The following is a 24,787-nucleotide window of genomic DNA, read 5'->3' on the forward strand; positions in this document are numbered from 1 at the left end:
GCAATGACCTCGCTCTCTCCCGGCACCGCCGATGCGCTCCTGTTCGATCTCGGACGCGTGGTGATCGACATCGATTTCTCCAAGGCAATCGCCTGCTGGGCGGGACATGCCGGCTGCCAGCCCGAGGCCATCGTCGCGCGCTACGTGCGTGACGAGGCCTACCGGCTGCACGAGGTCGGCAAAATCAGCGACGAGGACTATTTCCAATCGTTGCGGTCATCGCTCGGGATCGGCATTTCGGATGCGCAGTTCCTGGAGGGCTGGAACGCGATCTTCGCCGGCGAGATGCCCGACATTGCCGAGCTGTTGCCGCGCGCGGCCAAGCAGATGCCGATCTATGCCTTCTCCAACACCAACCGGCCGCATATTGACTATTTCTCGAAGGAATATGCCGGCGTGCTCGGCCATTTCCGCGAGCTCTATTTGTCGTCCAGCATCGGCCTGCGCAAACCGGATGCGGAGGCGTTCGACCATGTCGTGGCGGCGATCGGCGTGCCAGCTAGCCGAATCGTGTTCTTCGACGACCTTGCCGAGAACGTCGAGGGGGCGCGGGCTTGCGGCCTGACCTGCGTGCACGTGACCTCGCCCATGGACGTCGGGAACGCGCTCAGGGCGCTGGGAATTTAATCCGTCCCGCGGACTGGCCGAGATCGACCGGAGCGCTCGGGAACTATTTTTGCCGAGGGCGAGGAACCAAATTCCTCTGTATATTTTTATACAAAGTTCCGGGAACGAATGCCCGCTTCAGGACTCATGAGTCCGTTGGGACTTCTACATCGGACTTATCGTCGTGTTGGGCAAAACCTATCTTACCAAGCAGGCCTCTCTGCTGATGAAATTCGCCAGAACCACCTCGGATTCTGACCTCTCCGCTAAGCTGATCAGCAAGGCAGCCGACCTGAAATCGCAGGCCGACCCGCTGCCCGATACGGATCAGGGTCCCCACGCCCCGGACGTCAGTCCGAACGGGCCGACGCGGAGTTGACCCATGCTGGCCGTGGCGCTCGTTCTTCTCGTGCTTGCCATGGCCATCCTGGTGCCAGTCTGCCTCGCCTTCCGGATCATGCCTCGGAGAATTTGAGCCGCCTTAGGCGTCCGAGTGCTCGCGCGCCTGTGCGGGATGCTGAATGGTGAGAATGACGACTTCACCAGCCTCTTCGTCGAGCGTGTAATAAATCAAATAGGGGTATCGCCGGGTTACCAGCTTGCGCACGCCCTCTACCTTCGGCGGTCTTCCAAGTCGCGGAAAACGGACGAGATTCTGAAGCGATTCAAGGATTGCAGCGCGCACACGCAATGCGCCTTGCGGACTTTGCTCCCTGACATATTCGGCAATGCCAATCAGATCTTGCGCGGCCCGTGGCGTGTATCTGAGCTTCATCGCTCGAAGCGGCGGAACGCAGCTTCAACCTCGACGTCAGACGCAAACTGCCGGAGCTTCGCCTGTGCGAGTCCCTCGAGGACCGCCGACAGATGCGCGGCATCGATTTCCTCGGGCTCTCCCGCATAGCCGGTCAAAGCCAGCATTGCGCGCGCGATCTCGTCCTGATCATCGGCAGGAAGCTGCCGCACGGCGTGAAGAGCCTTTTCGAGCAATTTTGTCATCGACAAAAGATAAGCCCAAGTTGCGCCGAAAGGAAGCGCGTCTTTCTCACTCCATTGAGACCTCTTTTGCGTCGATCCTCTCACTGGGCTAGAACCTTACCGATCGTGTCCTTTGATTTGTTGCGGAGTTCACCCGTGGCCCTGATGCCGGTTTCCGACGCGCTTGCCGCGGTGCTGGCGGGTGCCGAGCCGCTGCCTGACGAGATGGCCGCACTCGATGCGGCCTTCCACCGCGTGCTCGCCCGCGACGTCGCAGCGCGGCGCACGCAGCCGCCGGAAGCCATGTCGGCGATGGATGGCTATGCCGTGCGCGCGGCCGATGCGGCAGAGATCAATTCCAAGCTCACGGTCATCGGCGAGGTTGCAGCAGGCCGGCCATTTGCCGCATCCGTTGGTACCGGTGAAGCGGTGCGGATCTTCACCGGCGGCGTCATTCCCGCCGGTGCCGACGCGGTCGTGATTCAGGAGGACACCGTCGTCGACGGCAAGCACGTGACGGTCAAGGAAGCCGCCATTACAGGGCGGCACATTCGCCCCGCAGGCGTCGACTTCTCCGAGGGCGACGTGCTGCTGCGCAAGGGGGCCCGCCTCACCGAGCGCGATCTCGCGCTCGCCGCCGCCATGAATTACCCACAGCTTCCCGTTTGCCGTCGTCCGAAGGTCGCGATCCTCGCCACCGGCGACGAGCTTGTGTTTCCGGGCTCCACGCCCGGCCACGGCCAGATCGTCTATTCCAACGGCTATGCCCTGCACGCGCTCGCCCGCAGCGAGGGCGCCGAGACCATCGACCTCGGCATTGCCGCCGACACGCTCGGGTCCACCGCCGCCGGCATCCGCCGCGCGCGCGAGAGCGGCGCCGACATCCTGGTCACGACAGGCGGAGCCTCTGTCGGCGACCACGATCTGGTGCAGCAAGCCCTTCGCGACGAAGGCATCGCGATGGCGTTCTGGAAGATCGCAATGCGCCCGGGCAAGCCGATGATGCACGGACGCCTGGGGGCGATGCGCGTGATCGGCCTGCCTGGCAATCCGGTTTCGTCCTATGTCTGCGCCTTCCTGTTCATGGTGCCGTTGATTCGCGCCCTGTCGGGCCGATCCGAGATTCATCATCGCCACGAGCGCGCCGTGCTCGGCAAGGACGTCGGCGCAAACGACATGCGCGCGGATTATCTTCGCGCGAGGCTGGAGGAGCGCGATGACGGCGCGCTCGTCGCTATTCCCGTCAACCACCAGGATTCCTCGCTGCTTGCAAATCTTGCTGCGGCACAGGCACTTCTCGTGCGCGCGCCGTTCGCCCCCAGGGCCGAAGCCGGCACGCCTTGCGAGGTGCTGCGCCTGCCCGCCTGAACGCATCCCCCACACGCGTTCCGCGAACTTTGCGGCGTTCACGGTAAATTAAGCAGTTGCGGAACATGTATCGAACATATAGTGTCCGTTCATGATTTGTTTCGAGGATGTAGCGGTTCGCCGCTCCAATACAGCGTCTCGGAATCGAACGACATCAACCGGGGGACTTTGGTCGAGATGTTAACGCGCAAACAATACGAGCTTCTGCGGTTCATCAGCGAACGTCTGAAGGAAAGCGGCGTGCCGCCCTCCTTCGACGAGATGAAGGATGCGCTCGACCTGCGCTCGAAGTCAGGCATCCATCGCCTGATCACCGCGCTCGAGGAGCGCGGCTTCATCCGCCGCCTGCCCAACCGCGCCCGCGCCATCGAGGTGATCAAGCTGCCCGAGCTCCAGGCCGCTGCCGGCAACCGCCGCGGCTTCACGCCGAGCGTGATCGAGGGCAATCTCGGCAAGATCCGTGCGAGCTCCAGCCCGCCCGCGGACGAGGGTGAGCGTCCGGTTGCCGTGCCCGTGATGGGCCGCATCGCAGCCGGCACGCCGATCGAGGCGCTGCAGACCCGCAGTCACACCATCAGCGTCCCGCCGGACATGCTCGGCTCCGGCGAACATTATGCGCTCGAAGTGCGCGGCGATTCGATGGTCGAGGCCGGCATCCTCGACGGCGACATGGCGCTGATCCAGCGCAACGAGAGCGCCGATACCGGCGACATCGTCGTGGCGCTGATCGACGACGAGGAAGCGACGCTCAAGCGCTTCCGCCGCCGCGGTGCCTCGATCGCGCTCGAGCCCGCCAACGCCGCCTATGAGGTGCGCATCCTGCCGCCCAACCGGGTGAAGATTCAGGGCAAGCTGATCGGGCTGTACCGCAAGTACTGACCGCCCGGCGGTCATTCGATACCGATGATCCCGATTGGAGCGGATGCGTCCGCTCCGGCTGGGCAGTCTTTCCGGTCTTGCGCAGATTGTCCGGCCCTCATTCAGCACGACACACTCTGCGTGTCGCGGCCAAGCGCTCATCGCGTCTGAGCTCGAAAGATCGAGCAGACAAGGATGCCTCACCGCTCGCGGCCACAGGCGTTCGTGGTCCCCGAATGCGCTGAAATGAGCTTTGTTCCTAGTGAATCTGAAAAAGATAATGTGATCGCGTCTCGCGAACGCCAGCCGCAGATTCGCCTACAACCGAGCAGAGCGTTACATGCTTCCACTCTGATAGAGGCTTGCGCCTCCGAAAGAGGCGCGGGTTGCTATCTTCGCATGAGGAGCACCCGATGTGTGACTACAGCCTGCATGCCGTTGCATCGCGTCCCGCCGAAGTTGGCGAGACGATCGTCTCCACGACGTTCCGCGGCACCTCGACGCGCGGCTTTGCTTCCGCGGCAGATCCGACCGTGGCCGTCTGCCTGCTGCCGGGAACGGAGCTCGCCTTCGCCGACAACGTCCGTTACGACAATCGCTGGATCTGGACGCGCACCATCAACTCCCGCGTCGGCAAGTTCGGCAAGATCGATCCGCACATTCCCGATCGCCATCACGACGCGATCGAATTTCCTGATGGCAAATACGTGCTGGTGACGCAGCTCGTCGAAGGCCAGCGCGCAACGGTGCTGCAACTGCCCGTGACGCAGCCGGTCAGCGAGCGCGAGCACAAGCCGCAGATCATCGCAGACAGCCGCCCGAGCCCAACGCCCCGCCTGCCGATCGGCTGATGCGCCGTCCCGGCCGTCCAGGTCGGAGACCAGAATTGAAATTGCCATTCGCCGGCCGCGGCCGGCGACATGGAGCGGTTTGGCGCTCGCGACATCCAACCAGCCGACCGAGTGCCCTTCGCCTCTGCGCACGAAGTTTGGGCCGCCCTGCCTGAATTTTGAACGTCCGCTCGACCGTCAAATGACCGATGCTGTCGGGACCTGACACAGCGGACATGGTCGATGAAAGCCTTCATTCGCGTCGTCGAACTCTGGGTGCCCGATCGCACGCGCATGCGGCTGGAATTCGGCGGCGGCCTCTACGGTGAAGGGCTGTCCGCATTCAAAGCCGTGAGTGAGGATCTGCGCTTCGGTTATGACGAGGGGTTGCCCGGCAAAGCGTGGGCCAGCGGCCATCCGGTGATCCTCACCAAATTCGCCAACTCCTACTTCAAGCGGACCGATCAGGCGCTCGCAGCGGGCCTCACATGCGGCGTCGCGGTGCCGGTCTTCGCCGGCGAATTCCTGCAGGCCGTGATGGTGCTGTTCTGCGGCGATGACGAAGCGCATGTCGGGGCGCTCGAGCTCTGGCACAACGACCCCGATGTCTCCCACGAGATGCGGCTTGTCGACGGTTACTATGGCACCGCCGACATGTTCGAATTCAACTCCCGCCACACCAGATTCCCGCGCGGCTTCGGCCTGCCGGGACGCACCTGGAAGGCCGGCCTGCCGCTGATCATCAAGGACCTGCACAACGCCAAGAGTTTTCTGCGCTGGGAAGAAGCCGCCGAAATCGGGATCAATCTCGGCGTCGGCGTGCCCTACCGCACCGGCGCCGACCAGAGCTGGGTGCTGACCTTCCTCTCCGCACAGGCCACCCCGATCGCACGGCGCTTCGAGATCTGGGTCCCGAACGAGGCTCGCTCTGCGCTGGTCTTCCGCGCCGGCGATTGCAGCGCGCAAACCGACCTTGCCGAACTCTATGCGACGACATCAATCGCCAGGAGCGACGGGAGCATCGGGGGCGCCTGGGCCACGGGCATGCCCGCGATTAGCGATGATCTCGCACATGACGGCTCGATCGCGGCTGCAGAGGCCCGCGCAGCCGGGCTAAGCCAGATGGTGGCCCTGCCGGTCATCGGCAGCGCCGGTCTAGACGCCGTGCTGGCTTGGTATCTGTAGCGCATCTGCTCAATCGTCAGCCTGCAGGTCGGTCTCTGCCGGCGTTGCGTCCCGGCTCCGGGGCGCTGCCGTCTTCGGAACAAGGCTGCCGTCGAAATCGCCCTCGCCGGCGCCGGCCGGCAACCAGGGCCGGCTTGTGCCTCTGGCCCTCACGGTCTGAACCGAAAACCCGTCGCCACGCTGCGTCAGCGCCAGCGCGCCCTGGCTTGCAAGGCGCGGACGGTCGACCACCATGGCCGCGCAGCCGGAGGGTGCTGGCCGCGCCGTCACCACCAGCGCGGCGCGGCTGCAATCATCGGCAAGACCGTCGACGCGCAGGGACAGCGCGACCAGCCGCCCGTCGGCGAGCGGCGTCACGCAGCCGGTTTCGTCGCATGACACACCATCGGCCAGCGAATTGGTTGCGGCGTCGCGCGGATCGGCGTCGGCCGCCAGCCACTCCTTCAGCAGAAAGCTGTCCTTGCTCGCTCGGATCACGTGCAGCTGCCCGTCCTTGCCCCGCACCGCGACGCTCGTGCCGTCCCCGGCAATCAGGATATCGGGCTGGCGCACCGACAGGCCCCAGGTGAGGGACACCAGCAGCACCAGGCCACCGGACCAGCGCAAGGGCGTTCGCAACAGCCCCATCATGATGATGCCGAGGCTTGCCGCCATCAACGGCGCGATGCCGAAAGCTGGAATGCGGCCGACTGCGCCCGGCAGAGCCGCCACCCAGCGCGACACCGCGACCATCCAGTCGATACCGATCCCCATCAGCCACCAGAACACGCCGTCGAGCCCGAAGGGCGCTGCAATCAGTCCCAGCAGCCCCGCCGGCATCACCAGTGCCGAGACCACCGGCATCGCGCCGAGATTGGCGAGCACGCCGTAAGGCGTGACACGATGGAAGTGGAAGGCAGCATAGGGCGTCGTCGCGAGCCCCGCGATCAGCGAGGCCAGGAACAGCATCGCGATCTCGCGGCCGCCCCACAGCGCGACACGCGCCGTTGCCGAATGTTCGGGCGAGGCAAACAGGTTCGGCATGCCGATCTGCACCAGCGCCACGAGCCCGAGCGTTGCGGCAAAGGACATTTGAAAACTCGGATGCACCAGCGCTTCGGGCGCGACCGCGAGCACGATGAGTGCGGCCACTGCCAGCGTGCGGAAGGTGATAGCGCGGCGGTCGACCATGACCGCGATCAACACCACCGCCGTCATGAAGAACGACCTTTGCGTGGCGACCTCCGCACCCGACAGCAGCAAATAAAACGCGGCCGCGACCAGCGCGGCGGCTGCCGACCATTTCTTGATGGCAAAGCCAGCCGCCAGCCCTGGGATCAACGCCAGCAGCGCGCGCACTGCGAAGAACACGACGCCGGCGACGACCGCCATGTGGTAGCCGGAGATCGACAGCACATGGCCCAGCCCCGAGACAAACATGGCGTCGTTGACGGGCGCGCTGATGGCATCACGCCGTCCGGTGAGCAGCGCCGTTGCGATCGCGCGATTGTCGCCCTCGAGCGTCGCGCGGATGCGCGCATCGATCGCATCGCGCAGGCCCTGCATGAACGCCGCATAGCGCAACCGCAAGCCGCCGGCCTCCGGCGGCATCGACGCCGCGATCGTTCCCATCACGAAGCCGGAGGCGCCGATGCCTTGAAAATACATGTCCCGGGAGAAGTCGTAGCTGCCGGGCCGCACCGGCGAGATCGGCGGCATCAGCCGCGCCTTCAGCTGCACGAAGCTGCCGACTTCCGGCGCCGTCCCCTTGCGCACCGACAGACGCACGCGCTCCAGCTTGACGTCGCTGCGCTGCGCCTCCATCGCGGTGACGCGCAGCACGAAACGGTCCGTGCGCTCGCGGATGTCGCGTGCTTCCACGAAACCCGAGAGCGACACCGAATAGAGCGGCTTGGCCAGCACGGGATGAGCAACGCGCGCCGTCTTCCAGGTCGCGATGGCAAAGCCGGCAGCGAGCGCTGCGATCATGATCGCGGGGGCGAACAGCCGGCTGCGCCGGAGCAGCACCGCGCCGAGCATGAGCGCGGCAGCCGTCGCCGCGACGACCCAGAGCACCGGCTCATGATCGGCGGCGAAATAGAGCGCGATGCCGCCCCCGAAGGCGACGGGCACCCACGGCAGCAGGCGCCCCGGACCGGCTTCCGCGCGGGCCCAGCCGCGCAATGTCTCGACGATCGCGGGCCAGAGGCCAAAGCCAACAGGTGCAAGGCCGCCAGCCGGCGTGGCGCGGCCGAGCGGCCACGTCCCGGCAACTCCCTGGGAGCGTATTGGCCGGACCGGCTCCGCCATTCCCCTGCACCTTACGATACGCGACAGGTGCAGAGGCTACCGGACCGTGCGGATGTGCGAATAGGGTACGGATCAGGAACAGTCGGTGCAGCGCCCTACTTTACTTTGACTCTGGGCAAGGCCACCGAGGCCTTGGCCGACAGTCCGAATGACGATGTCGTATCGTCTCGCGTCAGATCAGCGGCGCCTTCGACGAGGCGTGGTGATTGACGATTTTCCACTCGCCGTCCTCGCGGGTGATGACCCAGCTCATCTTGACGACCAGATCGGGACGTTCGCCGGCAAGATCGAAGGTGATGGTGGCGCCGATGTTGATCAGATCAGGGCCTGCTTGCGCTGCGTACACCTCGGAGAAGGTCGCGCTTGGCTTGCGCCAGCGCGGCAGGCCGTTGAAGTAATCGGCAACGCCGTCCCGGCCCCGATAGAGCTTGGGATTGGAGCCGAAGAAGAACGCGTTCTTCGAATACAGCGACGACAGCGCCGCAGCGTCGAGCCTTGCGAAGCCGGCGCACCATTTCGCGATGATGGCTGAAACGATGTTGTCGGCTTCGCTGCTCATTACTGTCCCCTAGCCCTTGGCGACTTCCTTGGCGAACGTGTCGCGCAAGCCGATCGTCCGCGAGAACACCGGTTTGCCCGACGTCGAGTCCTTGTCGCGCACGAAATAGCCCTGGCGCTCGAACTGCATCGGCTCGGTGGAATTGCTCTCCGCAACGGAAGCCTCGATCCGCGCGTCGGACAGGATCTCGAGCGAGTTCGGATTGAGATCGGCCGCAAAGTTCGAAGCGTCCGGGCTCGGATTGGAGAACAGCTGGTTGTAGATGCGGATCTCCGCCGGCTTCGATGCCGCCGCCGGCAGCCAGTGCATGGTCGCCTTGACCTTGCGGCCATCGGGCGCGTTGCCGCCCTTGGTTGCGGGGTCGTAGGTGCAGCGTAGCTCCACCACCTCGCCCGCGTCGTTCTTGATCACGCCGGTGCATTTGACGAAATAGGCATAGCGCAGCCGCACCTCGTTGCCGGGCGACAGGCGGAAGAACTTCTTCGGCGGGTTCTCCATGAAGTCGTCCTGCTCGATATAGAGCTCGCGGCCGAACGTGATCTTGCGCGTGCCGGCCGAGGGATCATCAGGATGATTGATCGCCTCGAGCTCCTCGGTCTGCCCTTCCGAATAGTTCTCGATTACCACTTTCAGCGGCTTCAACACGGCCATGCGCCGCTGCGCCGTGCGGTTCAGCTCCTCGCGAATACAGAACTCCAGCATGCCGACGTCGACCACACTGTTGGCCTTGGCCACACCGATGCGCTTGACGAATTCGCGCAGCGCAGCCGGCGGCACGCCACGGCGGCGCATCCCCGCCACGGTCGGCATGCGCGGATCGTCCCAGCCCGCGACATGGCCGTCGCGGACGAGCTGGGTCAGCACGCGCTTCGACAGCAGCGTGTAGGTCAGGTTCAGCCGCGCGAATTCGTACTGATGCGGTTCGGACGGCACTGGCAACTTCTCGATGAACCAGTCATAGAGCGGCCGGTGATCCTCGAACTCCAGCGTGCAGATCGAATGCGTGATGCCTTCGATCGCGTCCGACTGGCCATGCGCGTAGTCGTAGCTCGGATAAATGCTCCATTTGGTGCCGGTGCGCGGATGATGCGCATGCAGGATCCGATACAGCACGGGATCGCGCAGATTGATGTTGCCCGCGGCCATGTCGATCTTGGCCCGCAACACGCGCGCGCCGTTCGGGAATTCACCGGCCTTCATGCGGCGGAACAGGTCCAGGTTCTCCTCCACCGCGCGATCGCGGAAGGGCGAGTTCCTGCCGGGCTCGGTCAGCGTGCCGCGCGAGAGGCGGATCTCCTCCTGGGTCTGATCGTCGACATAGGCGAGCCCGTCGCGGATCAGTTGCTCCGCCCATTCGTACAGGCGATCGAAATAGTCCGAGGCGAAGAACAGGTTTTTGCCCCAGTCGAAGCCGAGCCAGCGCACGTCGGCCTGGATGGAATCGATATATTCCTGCTCTTCCTTGACCGGGTTGGTGTCGTCGAAGCGCAGATGGCAGCGGCCCGGAAACTCCTGCGCGATGCCGAAATTGAGCGCGATCGACTTGGCGTGGCCGATATGCAGATAGCCGTTCGGCTCCGGCGGGAACCGGGTCACGATTTCCTTGTACTTGCCCTGCTCGAGGTCGGCCTGGATGATGTCACGAATGAAATCGCGCCCAACCTCAGCTGCCACCGGTTCTGTCATTACGAAAATCCTGTAGGGAAATCAGCGGACCTTCTGCCAAATTCGCGTGGCTGAGCCAAGGGCCAAGCAAGGCCTGCCAGATCCGCCGCCGGGCTTTAGTTATGCCCCGGTCCTGCTATACACCACCGCCTCCAATGCATAGGCCCTGCCAAGAATGACCGATTCCGTCGTCACCCGCTTTGCCCCCTCGCCGACCGGCTTCCTCCACATCGGGGGCGCCCGCACGGCGCTGTTCAACTGGCTCTATGCGAAGAAGCATGGCGGCAAGATGCTGCTGCGGATCGAGGACACCGACCGGGAGCGCTCCACCGAGGCGGCCATCGGCGCCATCCTCGACGGCCTCGAATGGCTGGAGCTGGGCTGGGACGGCGAGGTCATCTACCAGTTCGCCCGCGCCGCCCGCCATCGCGAGGTCGCCGAGCAGCTGCTCGCCGAGGGCAAGGCCTATCGCTGCTACGCCACCGCCGAGGAGCTCGCCGCCATGCGCGAGAAGGCTCGCGCCGAAGGCCGCACCCGCCTCTATGACGGCATGTGGCGCGACCGCGACCCGGCCACGGCGCCAGGCGACGTCAAGCCGACGATCCGCCTGCGCGCGCCCCAGACCGGCGAGACCGTGATCGAGGACCAGGTCCAGGGCCGCGTCGTCTGGCAGAACGAGAACCTCGACGACCTCGTGCTTTTGCGCGGCGATGGCAACCCGACCTACATGCTCGCGGTGGTGGTCGACGACCACGACATGGGCGTCACCCACGTCATCCGCGGCGACGACCATCTGATCAACGCCGCCCGCCAGAAGCAGATCTATGATGCGATGGGCTGGGCGCTGCCGAGCATGTCCCACATCCCCCTCATCCACGGTCCGGATGGCTCGAAGCTTTCGAAGCGCCATGGCGCACTGGGCGTCGATGCCTATCGCGCCATGGGATACCTGCCGGCGGCGCTGCGCAATTATCTGGTCCGGCTCGGCTGGAGCCATGGCGACCAGGAGATCTTCTCGACCGAGGAGATGATCGCGGCGTTCGACCTCGCAAGCGTCGGCCGGGCCGCAGCGCGGTTCGATTTCGCCAAGCTGGAGAACCTCAACGGTCACTACATCCGCAACGCCGACGATCAATCACTCGTGAAGATGTTCGAGGATGTGCTCGACCACGTCGTGCCTGCCCGCGACGAGATCAAGGCCAAGCTGAACGACACCACGCGAGCGCAGCTGCTCAAGGCCATGCCGGCCCTGAAGGAGCGCGCCAAGACGCTGATCGAGCTGATCGACGGCGCCTATTTCATCTTCGCCGACCGGCCGCTGCAGCTCGATGCCAAGGCGCAGGCGCTGCTGACAGCAGAGAACCGCAAGCTGATCGGCCAGCTTCATTCCGCGCTGGAGAAAGTCGAGACCTGGAGCGGCGCCAGCACGGAGGCTGCGCTGCGCGCCTTCGCCGAGGAAAATAGTCTCAAGCTCGGCGCGGTCGCCCAACCCTTGCGGGCCGCGCTGACCGGACGGACGACATCGCCTGGTATATTTGAGGTTTTGGACGTCCTCGGACGCCAGGAGAGCCTCGCCCGGCTTAAAGATCAGTCTACGACGTAAGTAGGCCATGGCTGCCATGATCTTGCAGCGCACACAGCAATAATATACCCATCTCCCTCGTACATTCTGGAACATCCGGCCTGCCCCCATGATCTTCCCAGGGGCCTCCGGCTCCGGCCCGTTTCACCACACATCGGGGACCTACGATGGACGCAAAACCAAGCAACAAGACCGCCACACTGACGGTCGGAAACAAGAACTACGATCTTCCGATCCTCAGCGGCAGCGTCGGGCCTGATGTCATCGATATCGGCAAGCTCTACGGCCAGTCCGGCCTGTTCACCTACGATCCGGGCTTCACCTCGACTGCGAGCTGCCAGTCCAAGATCACCTATATCGACGGTGATGCGGGCGTCTTGGAATATCGCGGCTACCCGATCGAGCAGCTCGCCGAGCACGGCGACTTCCTGGAGACCTGCTATCTCCTGCTCTACGGGAATCTGCCGACCGCCGCGCAGAAGAAGGATTTCGACCATCGCGTGACCCATCACACGATGGTGCACGAGCAGATGGCCCGCTTCTTCCAGGGCTTCCGCCGCGACGCCCATCCGATGGCGATCATGGTTGCGGCCGTCGGCGCGCTCGCCGCCTTCTATCACGACTCCACCGACATCAACGATCCGAAGCAGCGCATGATCGCTTCCATGCGCATGATTGCGAAGATCCCGACCTTGGCGGCGATGGCCTACAAGTACACGGTCGGCCAGCCCTTCATCTACCCGAAGAACTCGCTGGGCTTTGCCGAGAACTTCCTGAACATGTGCTTCGCGGTGCCCTGCGAGGACTATAAGGTCAGCCCGGTGCTCGCCGACGCGCTGGAGAAGATCTTCATCCTGCACGCCGATCACGAGCAGAACGCCTCGACCTCGACGGTGCGCATCGCCGGCTCCTCCGGCGCCAACCCGTTCGCCTGCATCGCAGCGGGCATCGCCTGCCTCTGGGGCCCGGCGCATGGCGGCGCCAACGAAGCCGCGCTCAACATGCTCTACGGCATCGGCACGGTCGACAAGATCCCCGAATTCATCGCCAAGGTGAAGGACAAGAATTCCGAAGTCCGCCTGATGGGCTTCGGGCACCGCGTCTACAAGAACTACGATCCGCGCGCCAAGATCATGCAGAAGATGTGTCACGCCGTGCTCAAGGAGACCGGCCATGGCGACGATCCGATGCTGAAGGTCGCGCTGGAGCTCGAGAAGATCGCGCTCAGCGATCAGTACTTCATCGACCGCAAGCTCTACCCGAACGTCGACTTCTATTCGGGCATCACGCTGAAGGCGATGGGCTTCCCGGTCTCGATGTTCACCGTGCTGTTCGCGGTCGCCCGCACCGTCGGCTGGATCAGCCAGTGGAGCGAGATGATCGAGGATCCGCAGCAGAAGATCGGCCGTCCGCGCCAGCTCTACACCGGCGTCGCCAAGCGCGACTATGTGCCGATCAACGATCGCAAGTAAGTTCGGACGATAGGTCCGACAAAACGGCGCCATCGCAAGATGGCGCCGTTTTTGTTTGCGGACGGATGCTCGTCTTGCTGCCGCGCACAACAACAAGTCGGCGCACTCGACGGGTAATCGCTTGACAGTCCAATTGCTCCGCGCGCAAATTCTTACACTAAGTAAGAATGACGACAGGGATGGAAATGCCGGAGCAGCCGAGAAGTCGGCGGCAGACGCGCGCTGCCATTTTGACTCATTTGCTCCAGTCCGGCGGCTCGTTCCGGCCGCCGCTGGCAAAGGCCGTGCGCCTGTCCGAGGCGAGCCTGTCGCGCATCCTGTTCGACCTGAAAGCTGAAGGGCTGATCGAGGAAGTGCGGCGCCCTGCCCCTTACGTCGGCGGCCCGACGGGCCTCGTGTCGCTCGATAGCACGGTGGCGCTCGCAGCCCTCGAGCTGACGGCGCAATGGCTCAGTGTCGGCGTCGGCAATTTCTCGGGCGAGCTGCATTACACCGAGCGACTGCCGTTGCCGAAGACGCCAACCGTCGAGACCGTCGGCCGCGTGTTCCGCGAGGCGATGACGTTGCTGCGCGACTGGACACGCCGTCGCCGCATCACGCTCGCGCAGATCGGCGTCTCCATCCCGGGCCTTGGCCGGTTGACGGCAGCAGGCAATCCGATCATTCCCTGCGACGTCGCCCGCATCAGCGGCATGATCGGCGAGATGTTTGCCGGCGTGCCGTTGGAATTCACCAATTCGGTCGTGGCGCACGCGACCTTCCATCGCTGCCGCACGCAGAACTATCCATTCAGCGGCACGCATCTGTTCGTCTTCGTCAGCCATGGCGTTGCCGGCGCCTGGATGGATGATCCGACCGAGGCCGATGCCCTCCAACCGGTGGAATTGGGCCACATGGTCTTTGGACCGGAGGGACCGCGCTGCCGCTGCGGTCATGATGGCTGCGTCGAGGCCTACACCTCGCTCCCCGCCTTGGCCGAGCTTCTCGACATCTCGGAAGCCGAATTGCTCCAGCTCGGCAGCGAATGGGTGCACGCGATCCCGCTGTCGACGCGCATGCGCCAGGACTTGCGGCGGCGGCTATTCCGGCTCGGCCTTGCGATCGGCAACACGCTGAACGTGAAGCCATGCGGTGGCGTCGCCATCAGCGGCTGGCCATCGCTTCTCGCCGACGACGATCGCAACGCCGTGATCGAGGGGATCGACGCCTGCCTCCTGGGGGGCCGGACATTGGCGCAAGTCTCCATCGCCTTCGTGCCGCCCTCGACCGGCAACGATCCGCAGGCTGCCCTTGCCTTCGCCGCGTTTTGCCTCGCCAGCCGCGGCGGCATGCCGGCCAGCTCGACGGAGGCCGCCTGACATGTCCTGAGCCGTGCGGCATCAACGCGCCGCGTCAAGAACACGCAAGAACTTCACACCGGGAGGAACTGCCATGCCGATTACGACAACAAGGCGCCGTCTGCTCGCTGGATCCGTTGCCACGCTCGCGCTGCCGGCCTTTGCCCGTGCGCAAGGCGCGGCCAAGCCGCGCCTGACGGCGATCTCGCAATGGTCGGCCGGCAGCGACGGGGCGGCCATCACGGCGCTCGGCAAGAAGTTCGAGGAGAAGGGCGGTGTCTGGCAGCACTCGCCCGTCCCCGGCTTCACCACCGAGATGATGAACAAGCTGCGCGCGCAGATCATGGCCGGCGATCCGCCGGCCTGCTCCCAGCTCAAGGGTCCGGAGATTGCAGCCTGGTCGAAGATCGCCCCGACCGTCGATCTCGACGCCGTGGTCGCTGCCGCCGGTTACGAAAAGGTCGTCGCTCCCGATCTTGCAAAATTGCACAAGCCTGCAGGCAAATGGATCGCATTGCCGCTGCAGATCTACAGCACCAACATGCTGTTCCTGTCCAAGCGCGCGATGGACAAGGCCAAGGCTGACAAGGTCCCCGTCACCTGGGCAGACTTCAATGATCTCGCCGAGAAGATGAAATCGGGTGGCGTCAACCATCCCATCGCCAACGGCGGTACCCGTCCCGACGACGGGCAAAAATTCGAGGCTGCTCTCGCCGGCATCAGTCCCGCCGCCTATCGCGCCGCCATCATGAATCTTGACGAGAAAGCGTTGAAGGGACCCGAGATCAAGGCCGCCTTCGCACAGGTGCGGAAGATCGCCGACTGGATGGATCCAAACGTCGGCGCGCAACACTTTTCGACCAATTTGAAGCGCTTCGTCGACGGCGACATGGGCATGATGATCATGGGCGGCTGGGCCCAGGGCGTGTTACGCAATGCCGGTTTCAAGTTTGAGGACTTCGTCATCGCGCCAGGCCCGAGCGACAACAGCAAGCCGGTCTTCCTGCTGAATGCCGACGCCTTCATCTTCTGGCAGCGCAAGGAGCCTGACCTGCAAGCCGGCCAGACGCTGATGGCCCAGCTCGTCATGGATCCGGCGATCCAGACCATGTATTCGCAGATCACGGGATCGATCCCCGTGCGCACCGATGTTGACCTGTCCGGCGAAGGTTGGTCCGAGGGGCAGCGAACGACTGCAAAGGCCCTGAAGGACGCCATCGCCAGCAACCAGGCCGTCCTCAGCATGGCCCACAACATGGCGCAGGAAAACGGGATGACTGCGGCGATGATCGACGTGATCACGGAGTACGTGAAGAACAAGTCGATCAAACCCGAGCAGGCCGCCACGCGTCTTGCCGAGGCCGTCGAGGGCGCGCGTTGAGCGATGTTGCCGCCATGAGCCGGGCCGGCCGGCGCTTCCTGCATGGATGCGCCGGCTGCCGGAATATCTGATGATCTGGGTGCCGCTGCTGCTGTCCGCCGCGCACCTCATCTCGTTCTCGCTGTGGACGATCTGGATATCGTTCACGCCGTCCACTCTGATTCCGGTCTCGGGCTGGGTGGGCTTGCGCAACTATTCGGCGGTCTTGGCATCGCGGAACTGGCAGATCGCTTTCGACAATCTACTGCTGTTCGGCGGCGCGTTCGTCGTGCTGAGCGCGGCGACCGGCCTGATCCTGGCGATCCTGCTCGATCAGCGTATTCGCGGCGAGAACGTGCTGCGATCGATCTTCCTCTATCCCCTGGCGGTGTCGTTCGTGGTCACCGGCACGGTCTGGAGCTGGCTGCTCAATCCTGGCCTTGGAATCCAGAAGCTGGTCCACGACCTCGGCTGGACCTCCTTTAGGTTCGACTGGCTGATCGACCGCGACATGGCGATCTGGACCATCGTCATCGCCGCGATCTGGCAATCCTCGGGATTCGCGATGGCGCTCTTCCTGGCCGGCCTTCGCTCCGTGGACGCCGACATCATCAAGGCGGCGCAGATCGACGGCGCCGGACCGGTCCGGATCTACCGGCGCATCATCCTGCCGTCGCTGTGGCCGATCACCATCACTGTCGCCGTGATCCAGCTGCAGTTCGCGATTTCGACGTTCGACCTCGTCCGCGCGCTCACCAACGGGGGGCCGGGAATTGCGACCCAGCTGCCGGCGCTCGTCGTCTATGACCTGATGTTCCAGCGCAGCCTGCTCGGCCGCGGCGCGGCGGCCGCGGTGCTCATGTTGCTCATCCTTCTCGCGGTGCTGCTGCCCTATGCGGCGTGGCGATACATCCAGCGACGGCGGGCCGCCCATGCGTGACCGCAGCTTCGCACCGAGCCGAATCTTGATCTATCTGATCGTCTCGCTGATCGCCGCGGCATGGCTGGCGCCGCTCGTCGTCGTGGTGCTGAATTCGCTGCGCAGCAACGAGGAGATCGCACAGGCCTCGATGATCGGCTGGCCGCAGCAATGGGCCTGGAACAATTACGCGGTCGCCTGGAGCGGCTTCTGCGTCGCCGAGACCTGCGCCGGCATCCGGCCGTACATGCTGAACTCCGCACTCGTTACCATTCCCGCGACGATCTTCTCGACCCTGCTTGGCGCGATCGCAGGTTACGCCGTGTCGCTCTGGCGTTTTCGCGGCGACAACTGGATCTACGGCATCGTGACCCTCGGCCTTTTCCTGCCCCAGCAGATGCGCCTGCTGCCCTGGACCATCGTGCTGCGCGACGTCGGTCTCATCAACACGCTGACGGGACTCGTTCTGATCCACACCATCCAGGGGCTCTCCTTCACCACGCTGTTCTGCCGGAACTATTACGTCGCCATTCCCCATGAACTGATCAGAGCCGCCCGCATCGACGGTGCCGGCTTTTTCCGCATCTTCTGGCGCATCATCCTGCCGCTCTCGGGTCCGATCCTGATCGTCACGGTGATCTGGCAGTTCACCCATATCTGGAACGAGTTCCTCTATGGCGTGACGTTCACGACCGGACAGCAGCAACCCGTCACGGCCGCTCTCATCGCGCTTTCTGCCGCAGTCGCCGATATCCCGCAGCATGGCGTGCAGAGCGCGGCGGTGATCATCGCAGCGCTCCCCACCCTGCTGATCTATCTCCTTGGCGGAAAATATTTCGTCCGCGGCCTGACTGCCGGGGCCGTGAAATGATGGAGTCGTCATGGCGGCACTGAGCATTCGCGCCCTGTCCAAACGCTACGCCAATCTCGAGGTGCTGAAGGACATCGCGCTCGACATCGAGAGCGGCGAGTTCACCGTGCTGGTCGGCCCGTCCGGCTGCGGCAAGTCCACGCTGCTCAACATCGTCGCCGGGCTGGACCGGCCGAGCGCCGGGACGATCGAGATCGGCGGGCGGGTCGTCAACGATGTCGCGCCGAAAGATCGCGACATCGCCATGGTGTTCCAGTCCTACGCGCTCTATCCCTCGATGACCGTGCGCCAGAACATCACCTTCGGCATGGAATGCCGCCACGTGCCCAAGGCCGAGCAGGAGAAGGCGGTCGCGAATGTGGCAAAGCTGCTCCAGATCGAGCCGCTGCTCGGCCGCAAGCCATCGCAATTGTCCGGCGGCCAGCGCCAGCGCGTGGCGATGGGCCGCGCACTGGTGCGCGATCCCCTGCTCTTCCTGTTCGACGAGCCGCTGTCCAATCTCGACGCCAAGCTGCGCGTCGAGATGCGGATGGAGATCAAGCGGCTGCACCAGCGCATCGGCGCCACCATCGTCTATGTCACCCACGACCAGATCGAGGCGATGACGATGGCGACGCGGATCGCCGTCATGCACCAGGGCAGCGTGCAGCAATTCGCCGATCCCGATACCGTGTACCGCTACCCCGCCAATCTGTTCGTCGCGCGCTTCATGGGCTCGCCTCCGATGAACACCATGCCGGCGCGACTCGAGACCGAGAACGACGGGCTGGTGGTCGTGATCGGCGCGGGCCGGCCGGACGAGCTTCGTCTGCGCCTGAGCGGATATGACGCCGCCGTGCCCTTTGTCGGGCGCGAGGTGGTGTTCGGGATCCGGCCGGAATGCATCGCCGAAGGCAGCCGCGTGTTTTCCGGCGATGCGCCTGTTCTCGTCGACGCGCCGGTGGACATGATCGAGCCGACCGGCGCCGAGACGATGGTATCGCTGCGGCTCGGAGGCGAGCCGGCGATGGCGCGCGTGTCACCCGATATCCGCCCCTCGCCCGGTGCGTCCGCCGCCTTCGCGCTCGACACGCGCCGCATCTGCCTGTTCGACCCCGAGACGGAGCGACTGATCGCATGACCAAGACGACCTATTCAGGGCTTTCGGACCGCGTAGTGTTGATCACCGGCGGCGCCAGCGGCATCGGCGCCGCCTTCGTGCGGGCCTTCGCCGCCCAAGGCGCCCGCGTCGCCTTCCTCGACATCGACACCAAGGCGGGCGAAGCGCTGGTGCGGGATGTCGCGGCTGCGGGCGGGACCGCACCACTGTTCGTGCCCTGCGATCTCCTGGACATCGACGCCTTGCGCACTGCGACGGCAGAGGTCCAGCATTCACTCGGCGATGCCGCCGTTCTCGTCAACAACGCCGCCAACGATCAGCGCCAGGTTCTCTCCGAGGTGACGCCGGCCGAGTTCGACTGGACGATCGGTGTCAATCTCAAGCATGTCTTCTTCGCGGCGCAAGCGGTGGTGCCGCAGATGCAGGCGCGTGGCGGCGGCTCGATCATCAACATGTCGTCGGTCGCCTGGATGCGCGGCGCACCGGCGCTGCCGACCTATGCCGCGGCGAAAGCGGCAATCGTCGGCTTCACCAATTCACTGGCCCGGCTGGTCGGCCCCGACCGCATTCGCGTCAACGCGATCGCGCCGGGCATGGTGATCACCGAGCGCCAACGCCGGCTGTGGTATCCGGACGAACAGGTCATCGCCGAGATTCGCGCGCGGCAGGCCGTTCCCGGTGCGGTGACGCCCGAGGACATCGCCAGCATGGCGCTGTTCCTGGCCTCCGACGAAAGCCAGCGCATCACCAGCCAATGTTTTCGGGTCGATGGCGGACTTGCGTAGTCTCGTAATCTCGTAGGGTGGGCAAAGGCGCGAAGCGCCGTGCCCACCATCTCCCCGCGACCGAGCAAGGACTGGTGGGCACGCTTCGCTTTGCCCACCCTACAAGTGGGCGCTTACCGCCTGCCCTTGCGCATGGTCGCCAACACAATGTCGGCAGCGAGCACGCTCGGCGATTTGTTGCCCGTGGACATGATCTGATCGAGCCGGGCGAAGGCCTCGACCTGCTGCCGGCGCAGCGGCGAATCCGTCAGCAGCTCGGCGAGCGCGGGCGCCAGCTTCTCGGGCGTGCAGTCCTCCTGCAGATATTCCGGAATGACGTCCTTGCCGATGACGAGATTGGCGAGGATCACCGAGGAGACGCGGATCGCGCGGCGCAGGATGAAGGCCTCGATCGCGCCGACACGGTAAGCCGTCACCATCGGAATGCCCGACAGCGCGAGTTCGAGCGTCACCGTGCCGGACTTTGCCAGCGCCGCGTGGGCAATGCGGAAGGCGGCGCGCTTCTCGTTCTCGCCGATCACGATCTGCGGCTTGACCGGCCAATCCGCAATGCCCTCGCGAATGGTGGCTTCGAGATGCGGCATGGTCGGCAGCATCAAATCGAACGCGCGTTCCTCCGCCTGCAAGCGGCCGAGCGTCGCGCCGAACACGGCGAGGTGATGCCGGATCTCGCTGCGGCGGCTGCCGGGCAGCACCAGCAGCACCGGCGGCGCGCCATCCCGGCGCGCCCGCTCGTCCGTGTTCGGCCGCAGCGAGCCCAATTGCTCGATCAGGGGATGGCCGACATAGCTGCAGGGTGGGCCGCCGAGCTTGCGGTATTCCTCCGGCTCGAACGGCAGGAGGCCGAGCACGTGATCGACATAGCCGAGCATGGTCCGCGCGCGTCCCGGCCGCCATGCCCAGAGCTGCGGCGAGACGTAATCGACGATCGGAATTGCCGGACTGCGCGCCCGCACGCGGCGGGCGACGCGATGGGTGAAATCGGGGCTGTCGATGATGACGAGCGCATCGGGCGCGGCCTCCGTCACGGCGTCGGCCGTCTGGCGGATCAGCCGCAGGATCTTCGGCAATTGCTGCACCACCGCGGCGAAGCCGACGATGGAAAGCTCCTCGATCGGAAACAGCGTCTCGAGCCCCTCGCGTGCCATGGTGCGGCCGCCGACGCCGACGAACTGCACGCCGTCGCCGAGGCGCTGGCGCAGCACCTTCATCAAGGCGCTGCCGAGCCTGTCGCCGGATTCCTCGGTGGCGATCAGGAAGATCTTCCGTTGGGGATCGCGCGACTGCATCACGCCGGCAAGCCGATGACGAAGAGATATTTGGCGTCGGCAAGCGCGATCATCGCCTGCGGCTCGGCCGCGATGGTGTTGCTGGCGATGACGGCGATTCCGGCAAGCCCCGCGGCCGCGACGCCCTCGATGGTGCGCGGGCCGATCGTCGGCAGGTCGAAGCGCAGGTCCTGACCGCTCTTGGGTGCCTTCACCAGCACGCCGCGTCCGGTCGCGGCGCGGATGCGGCCTTCCTCGCGCAGCCGCGCCACGCGCGCCAGCAGCGCGTCGGTGCCCTCGATATCCTCGACCGCCACTACATGGCCGTCGATCACCACGACGGCCTGGCCGATGTCGAACGGACCCAGCGCAGTCAGGACCGCGCGCCCGCGCTCGATATCGGCCTTGGCATTGTCATTCGGCCAGGCCCGGCTGATGCAGCCCTCGGGCATCAACAGATCAGGCGCGACATCCTTGATGCCGACCATGCGAAAGCCGTCCTGCTCGAGAAGCCGGCCGACGCCGGAGAGCAGATGATCATCGCCGCCGCGAAAGGCGCGGATGACGTTGCCGAGCAGGCGCAGCGTCTTGATGTCGAAGCGGATCTCCGACAGCGAGGGCCGCACCAGCGTGCCGATGAAGATGAGGTCGCGGCAGCCCTCCTCGCGGAACAGCCGCATCGCGCGGCCGAGCTGGCCGACCGAGATCCAGCGGTGACGGAATGGCTCCACTCGTGCAGGATCACAGGCACCGCGCAGCGGAAACAGCACCGGCGTGATGCCGCGCGCGGCGAGCGATTCGGCGACCGCGAACGGCATGGCGCCGCCGCCGGCGACGATGCCGACCGGTGCCGAAACCTCCGAAGCCGCCGATGTCATGCCCGCGGCCATCACAGGATCACTTCGCGATGGCGGGAAGACAGAGCGGGCGCTTGCCCTTGCCGATGAAGTCGAGGATTTCGGCGATCGCGGGGTCCTCGCTTGCGAGCGGCCGCGCCACCTCCAGCCGCTCGGCGAAGGTGCCGGGGCCATGGAAGAGCTTTTGGTAGAACGCGCGCACGGTCGCGAGCCGCTGCTTGGTGAACTTGCGCCGCTTCATGCCGATCAGGTTGAGGCTCTCCAGCACGGCATACTGGCCGTTGACCAACCCGTAGGGGATGACGTCGTCTCGCACGCCGCATACGCCACCGACCATGACATAGGGGCCGATACGCGTGAACTGGTGCACCGCGGACAAGCCACCGATGTAGACGGCGTCGCCGATCTCGCAGTGACCGCCGAGCGTTGCCGAGGTCGCGAAGATCACGTTGTCGCCGACCATGCAGTCATGACCGACGTGGCTATTGTTCATGAAATAGCCGCCGTTGCCGACGCGCGTCAGCCCGCCGCCTTTGATCGTGCCGACGTTCATCGTCGCACCTTCCCGGATGGTGCAGCCGGAGCCGATCTCGAGCCGGGTCGGCTCCCCTTTGTAGCTGAGATCCTGCGGGGCGCCGCCGAGCACGACGAACGGCGAGATCACGCAGCCATCGCCGAGCGAGGTATGGCCGATGACGGTGACGTGCCCGATGAGCTTGCAATTCTTGCCGACCACGACGTTCGGGCCGATGATGCAATAGGGTCCGATCTCGGTACCCTCGCCGATCACGGCGCCGTCCGCGACCCGTGCGGTGGGATCGATCTTGCTCATCAAGCCAATCTTACTCGTCAAGAAGGTGTGGTTATGTATTGAAGTCGCTCGGTTTTCGGCTGGTTAGCGCGACTATGCCCGATCTGTCCAGTGACGTATCATCTCGCCGTGTTTCAAGTGCCGGATGAGGCGGCCCTCCCGGCTGCTCAACGCGTTCATGCGGAGCTTCAGCTATCGTGGTCAGAGCCCTGGTTCTTCTGCTTGCACAGCTGGCGGCTACGCCGATCGTGTCCGAGACGGTCGAGACCGGCGAACACCGCCTCGTCGATCTCAGGACATTCGAATGCCGGGACATCACCCGCAGCACCGTCCTGCAGCGGGTCTGTTATGATCGCGCGCAGCAGGACCTGATCGTCGCAATCGACGGTCGCTACGACCGCTATTGTGGCGTCGCAGCCGAGACGATCGACAGCCTCCTTAGTGCGCCGTCCATGGGCCAGTTCTTCAACCAAAACATCAAACGCGATGCCACGGCCGGCCGCTATGCCTGCGGAACGCGGGAGCGCCTCCAGAGGAGCTGATCCCGCTCAGTCCGTCAGCATCGCGCCGACATCGGCTTCGGCGACGACCTGGCCGTTGACCTTGGCATCGCCGTGAAACCACCACATGGCCTTGCGGCGGCCGAGCGAGCGCATGTGATATTCGATGGTATCGCCCGGCAGCACGGGCTTGCGGAACTTGCACTTGTCGATGGTGAGGAAATAAACCGCGCGCGGCTTCTCGGTGCCCTCGACCGACTTGATGCCGATCACGCCCGCGGTCTGCGCCATCGCCTCGATCATCATCACGCCGGGATAGACCGGACGCTCGGGGAAGTGCCCCTGGAATGCCGGCTCGTTGAACGTCACGTTCTTGATTCCAATGCCGCTGTAGTCGGCGCGGATGTTGATCACGCGGTCGATCAAGAGCATCGGAAAGCGATGCGGCAGGGTCTGGAGGATGGCGTTGATGTCCACCAGCTCGAACTTAATAGGTGATTCCGCCGTCATTCCCGTCCCTCGCCCTTCGGATCGGCCTTGCTGTCGCGCACCAGACGCTCCACAGCAATGATCTCCTTGAACCATTGTTTGGTCGGCTTGGCGAAATGCCCGCCCCAGCGTCCGCCCGGGGGGATATCGTCCTTGACGGCGCTCATGGCGGTCACCTGAGCTCCATCGCCGATCTTGAGGTGGTTGTTGATACCAACCTTCGCTCCCAGCGCCACGTTGTCGCCGATGGTCAGGCTGCCCGCGAGGCCGATCTGCGCCGCCAGCAGGCAGTGCCGTCCGATCGTCACATTGTGGCCGATCTGGACCTGATTGTCGATTTTGGTCCCCTCGCCGATCACGGTGTCGCGCAGGGATCCGCGGTCGATCGTGGTGTTGGCGCCGACCTCGACGTCGTTCTGGATCAGCACCCGCCCGGTCTGCGGCACCTTCAGATGTCCCTCGGGACCAAAGAAGATGAAGCCGTAGCCGTCCTGGCCGATCGAGCAGCCCGGATGGATCAGCACATTGTTGCCGATCAGGGCGCATTGGATGGCGGTGCGGGCGCCGACATTGCAGTCCCGGCCGATCTTGACCCCGGGGCCGATCACCGCGCCGACGCCGATCACGGTGCCGCTGCCGATCTCGACGTCCGGACCGATCACCGCCAGGGGATCGACGATCACGCCGTCCTCGAGCCGGGCCGAGGGATCGATGATGGCGGACGGCGCGATGCCGGCATTGCCGACCCAGGATTGCGGCCTGAGCGCGTCTGCGTGCCATTCCCGTGCGATCCTGACGAAGGCACGGAACGGCTGCGCCACGCGCAGCACGGCCACGTGCGCGGGCACCTCGGCCTCGAAGCGCGGGCTCACGAGGCAGGCCCCGGCGCTGGTCGCCCTGAGCTGGTCGGCATATTTCAGATTGTCGAAGAACGTCAGATGCATCGGGCCGGCTTCGTCGAGCGAAGCAAGGCCCTTGATGACGTGCTGCCCCCGCGCAGGGTCGACCAGCTGCGCCTTGCTCAGCGCGGCAATGTCGGCCAGCGCTGACGCCGGCGGTTGTGTGAAGAAGGTCGGCTGCGCCATTCCACCCCGTCGCG

At 64.9% G+C, this 24,787-nt stretch carries 23 protein-coding genes; 14 read left to right on the forward strand and 9 right to left on the reverse strand.

The features are described from left to right. Positions 1–3: 3 nt before the first annotated feature. Positions 4–627 (forward strand): HAD-IA family hydrolase, encoded by a 624-nt coding sequence (locus BCCGELA001_RS20495; protein ID WP_060736173.1) that lies wholly within the window; start codon positions 4–6, stop codon positions 625–627. A gap of 460 nt (positions 628–1,087) precedes the next feature. Here BCCGELA001_RS20495 and BCCGELA001_RS20505 read toward each other — a convergent pair whose 3' ends face one another. Next, positions 1,088–1,381 carry a type II toxin-antitoxin system RelE/ParE family toxin gene (locus BCCGELA001_RS20505; protein ID WP_008547406.1) on the reverse strand — a complete coding sequence of 98 codons (294 nt, stop codon included), beginning with the start codon at positions 1,379–1,381 and terminating at the stop codon, positions 1,088–1,090. A gap of 359 nt (positions 1,382–1,740) precedes the next feature. On the opposite strand from BCCGELA001_RS20505, the gene BCCGELA001_RS20515 reads away from it, so the two are divergent. The 4 genes from BCCGELA001_RS20515 (at position 1,741) to BCCGELA001_RS20530 (ending at position 5,825) form a co-directional block, all read left to right on the forward strand. Then, a complete protein-coding gene (locus tag BCCGELA001_RS20515) occupies positions 1,741–2,952 on the forward strand; it encodes a molybdopterin molybdotransferase MoeA (protein ID WP_060736175.1) in 1,212 nt (403 codons plus the stop codon). A gap of 177 nt (positions 2,953–3,129) precedes the next feature. Beyond that, positions 3,130–3,831, forward strand: coding sequence for a transcriptional repressor LexA (gene lexA / locus BCCGELA001_RS20520; protein ID WP_060737749.1), 702 nt, complete (start codon positions 3,130–3,132; stop codon positions 3,829–3,831). A gap of 392 nt (positions 3,832–4,223) precedes the next feature. Then, on the forward strand, positions 4,224–4,661 hold the full coding sequence (locus BCCGELA001_RS20525) for a hypothetical protein (RefSeq protein ID WP_008547420.1): 438 nt from the start codon (positions 4,224–4,226) through the stop codon (positions 4,659–4,661). 222 nt (positions 4,662–4,883) lie between these two features. Further along, positions 4,884–5,825: a GAF domain-containing protein gene (locus BCCGELA001_RS20530; protein ID WP_060736176.1), complete on the forward strand. Its 942-nt coding sequence runs from the start codon at positions 4,884–4,886 to the stop codon at positions 5,823–5,825. Positions 5,826–5,834: 9 nt separating this feature from the next. On the opposite strand, the gene BCCGELA001_RS20535 is transcribed toward BCCGELA001_RS20530, so the two are convergent. The 3 genes from BCCGELA001_RS20535 to BCCGELA001_RS20545 all read right to left on the reverse strand — a co-directional run bounded on the left by BCCGELA001_RS20535 (position 5,835) and on the right by BCCGELA001_RS20545 (position 10,359). Then, a complete protein-coding gene (locus tag BCCGELA001_RS20535; protein WP_060736177.1) occupies positions 5,835–8,114 on the reverse strand; it encodes a ComEC/Rec2 family competence protein in 2,280 nt (759 codons plus the stop codon). Positions 8,115–8,286: 172 nt separating this feature from the next. Further along, a complete protein-coding gene (locus BCCGELA001_RS20540; protein ID WP_060736178.1) occupies positions 8,287–8,673 on the reverse strand; it encodes a YybH family protein in 387 nt (128 codons plus the stop codon). A gap of 9 nt (positions 8,674–8,682) precedes the next feature. Next, positions 8,683–10,359: a glutamine--tRNA ligase/YqeY domain fusion protein gene (locus BCCGELA001_RS20545; protein ID WP_060736179.1), complete on the reverse strand. Its 1,677-nt coding sequence runs from the start codon at positions 10,357–10,359 to the stop codon at positions 8,683–8,685. Between the two features lie 154 nt (positions 10,360–10,513). Here BCCGELA001_RS20545 and gltX point away from each other — a divergent pair, with 154 nt between their 5' ends. The 8 genes from gltX to BCCGELA001_RS20585 all read left to right on the forward strand — a co-directional run bounded on the left by gltX (position 10,514) and on the right by BCCGELA001_RS20585 (position 19,763). Next, positions 10,514–11,941 (forward strand): glutamate--tRNA ligase, encoded by a 1,428-nt coding sequence (gene gltX, locus BCCGELA001_RS20550; protein ID WP_060736180.1) that lies wholly within the window; start codon positions 10,514–10,516, stop codon positions 11,939–11,941. Positions 11,942–12,087: 146 nt separating this feature from the next. After that, entirely contained in the window at positions 12,088–13,392 is a 1,305-nt protein-coding gene (gene gltA / locus BCCGELA001_RS20555) for a citrate synthase (RefSeq protein ID WP_008547451.1), read from the forward strand. Between the two features lie 179 nt (positions 13,393–13,571). Further along, positions 13,572–14,750: an ROK family transcriptional regulator gene (locus BCCGELA001_RS20560; protein ID WP_193409729.1), complete on the forward strand. Its 1,179-nt coding sequence runs from the start codon at positions 13,572–13,574 to the stop codon at positions 14,748–14,750. Between the two features lie 73 nt (positions 14,751–14,823). After that, positions 14,824–16,110 carry an ABC transporter substrate-binding protein gene (locus BCCGELA001_RS20565; protein ID WP_060736181.1) on the forward strand — a complete coding sequence of 429 codons (1,287 nt, stop codon included), beginning with the start codon at positions 14,824–14,826 and terminating at the stop codon, positions 16,108–16,110. Between the two features lie 70 nt (positions 16,111–16,180). After that, entirely contained in the window at positions 16,181–17,029 is an 849-nt protein-coding gene (locus BCCGELA001_RS20570; RefSeq protein ID WP_236840720.1) for a carbohydrate ABC transporter permease, read from the forward strand. Further along, positions 17,022–17,879, forward strand: a complete 858-nt coding sequence (locus BCCGELA001_RS20575; RefSeq protein WP_008547465.1) for a carbohydrate ABC transporter permease — start codon at positions 17,022–17,024, stop codon at positions 17,877–17,879. Before BCCGELA001_RS20570 ends, BCCGELA001_RS20575 begins: the two co-directional genes overlap by 8 nt. Before the next feature lie 10 nt (positions 17,880–17,889). Beyond that, complete coding sequence (locus BCCGELA001_RS20580) at positions 17,890–18,999, forward strand: ABC transporter ATP-binding protein (RefSeq protein ID WP_060736182.1); 1,110 nt, start codon at positions 17,890–17,892, stop codon at positions 18,997–18,999. Beyond that, positions 18,996–19,763, forward strand: coding sequence for an SDR family NAD(P)-dependent oxidoreductase (locus tag BCCGELA001_RS20585; RefSeq protein WP_060736183.1), 768 nt, complete (start codon positions 18,996–18,998; stop codon positions 19,761–19,763). The genes BCCGELA001_RS20580 and BCCGELA001_RS20585 overlap by 4 nt, the downstream gene beginning before the upstream one ends. 113 nt (positions 19,764–19,876) lie before the next feature. Here the strand turns inward: BCCGELA001_RS20585 and lpxB are convergent, their stop codons facing one another. From lpxB to lpxA, 3 genes are read right to left on the reverse strand one after another with little or no spacing between them, the layout of a single operon-like run. Beyond that, positions 19,877–21,055, reverse strand: coding sequence for a lipid-A-disaccharide synthase (gene lpxB / locus BCCGELA001_RS20590; protein ID WP_144441392.1), 1,179 nt, complete (start codon positions 21,053–21,055; stop codon positions 19,877–19,879). Then, positions 21,052–21,909 (reverse strand): LpxI family protein, encoded by an 858-nt coding sequence (locus tag BCCGELA001_RS20595; protein ID WP_060737751.1) that lies wholly within the window; start codon positions 21,907–21,909, stop codon positions 21,052–21,054. The genes lpxB and BCCGELA001_RS20595 overlap by 4 nt, the downstream gene beginning before the upstream one ends. Positions 21,910–21,928: 19 nt before the next feature. Continuing rightward, positions 21,929–22,720, reverse strand: a complete 792-nt coding sequence (gene lpxA, locus BCCGELA001_RS20600) for an acyl-ACP--UDP-N-acetylglucosamine O-acyltransferase (protein ID WP_008547483.1) — start codon at positions 22,718–22,720, stop codon at positions 21,929–21,931. A 176-nt stretch (positions 22,721–22,896) separates the two neighbouring features. On the opposite strand from lpxA, the gene BCCGELA001_RS20605 reads away from it, so the two are divergent. Next, complete coding sequence (locus tag BCCGELA001_RS20605; protein ID WP_008547485.1) at positions 22,897–23,241, forward strand: KTSC domain-containing protein; 345 nt, start codon at positions 22,897–22,899, stop codon at positions 23,239–23,241. Positions 23,242–23,247: 6 nt separating this feature from the next. On the opposite strand, the gene fabZ is transcribed toward BCCGELA001_RS20605, so the two are convergent. Both fabZ and lpxD read right to left on the reverse strand, forming a co-directional pair. Beyond that, positions 23,248–23,709 carry a 3-hydroxyacyl-ACP dehydratase FabZ gene (gene fabZ, locus BCCGELA001_RS20610; protein WP_008547486.1) on the reverse strand — a complete coding sequence of 154 codons (462 nt, stop codon included), beginning with the start codon at positions 23,707–23,709 and terminating at the stop codon, positions 23,248–23,250. Continuing rightward, the gene (gene lpxD / locus BCCGELA001_RS20615) at positions 23,706–24,773 is read right to left on the reverse strand and encodes a UDP-3-O-(3-hydroxymyristoyl)glucosamine N-acyltransferase (protein ID WP_060736185.1); all 1,068 of its coding nucleotides are present in this window, start codon (positions 24,771–24,773) and stop codon (positions 23,706–23,708) included. The genes fabZ and lpxD overlap by 4 nt, the downstream gene beginning before the upstream one ends. Positions 24,774–24,787: the final 14 nt, after the last annotated feature.

It is taken from the genome of Bradyrhizobium sp. CCGE-LA001, assembly GCF_000296215.2.
GTDB lineage: Bacteria > Pseudomonadota > Alphaproteobacteria > Rhizobiales > Xanthobacteraceae > Bradyrhizobium.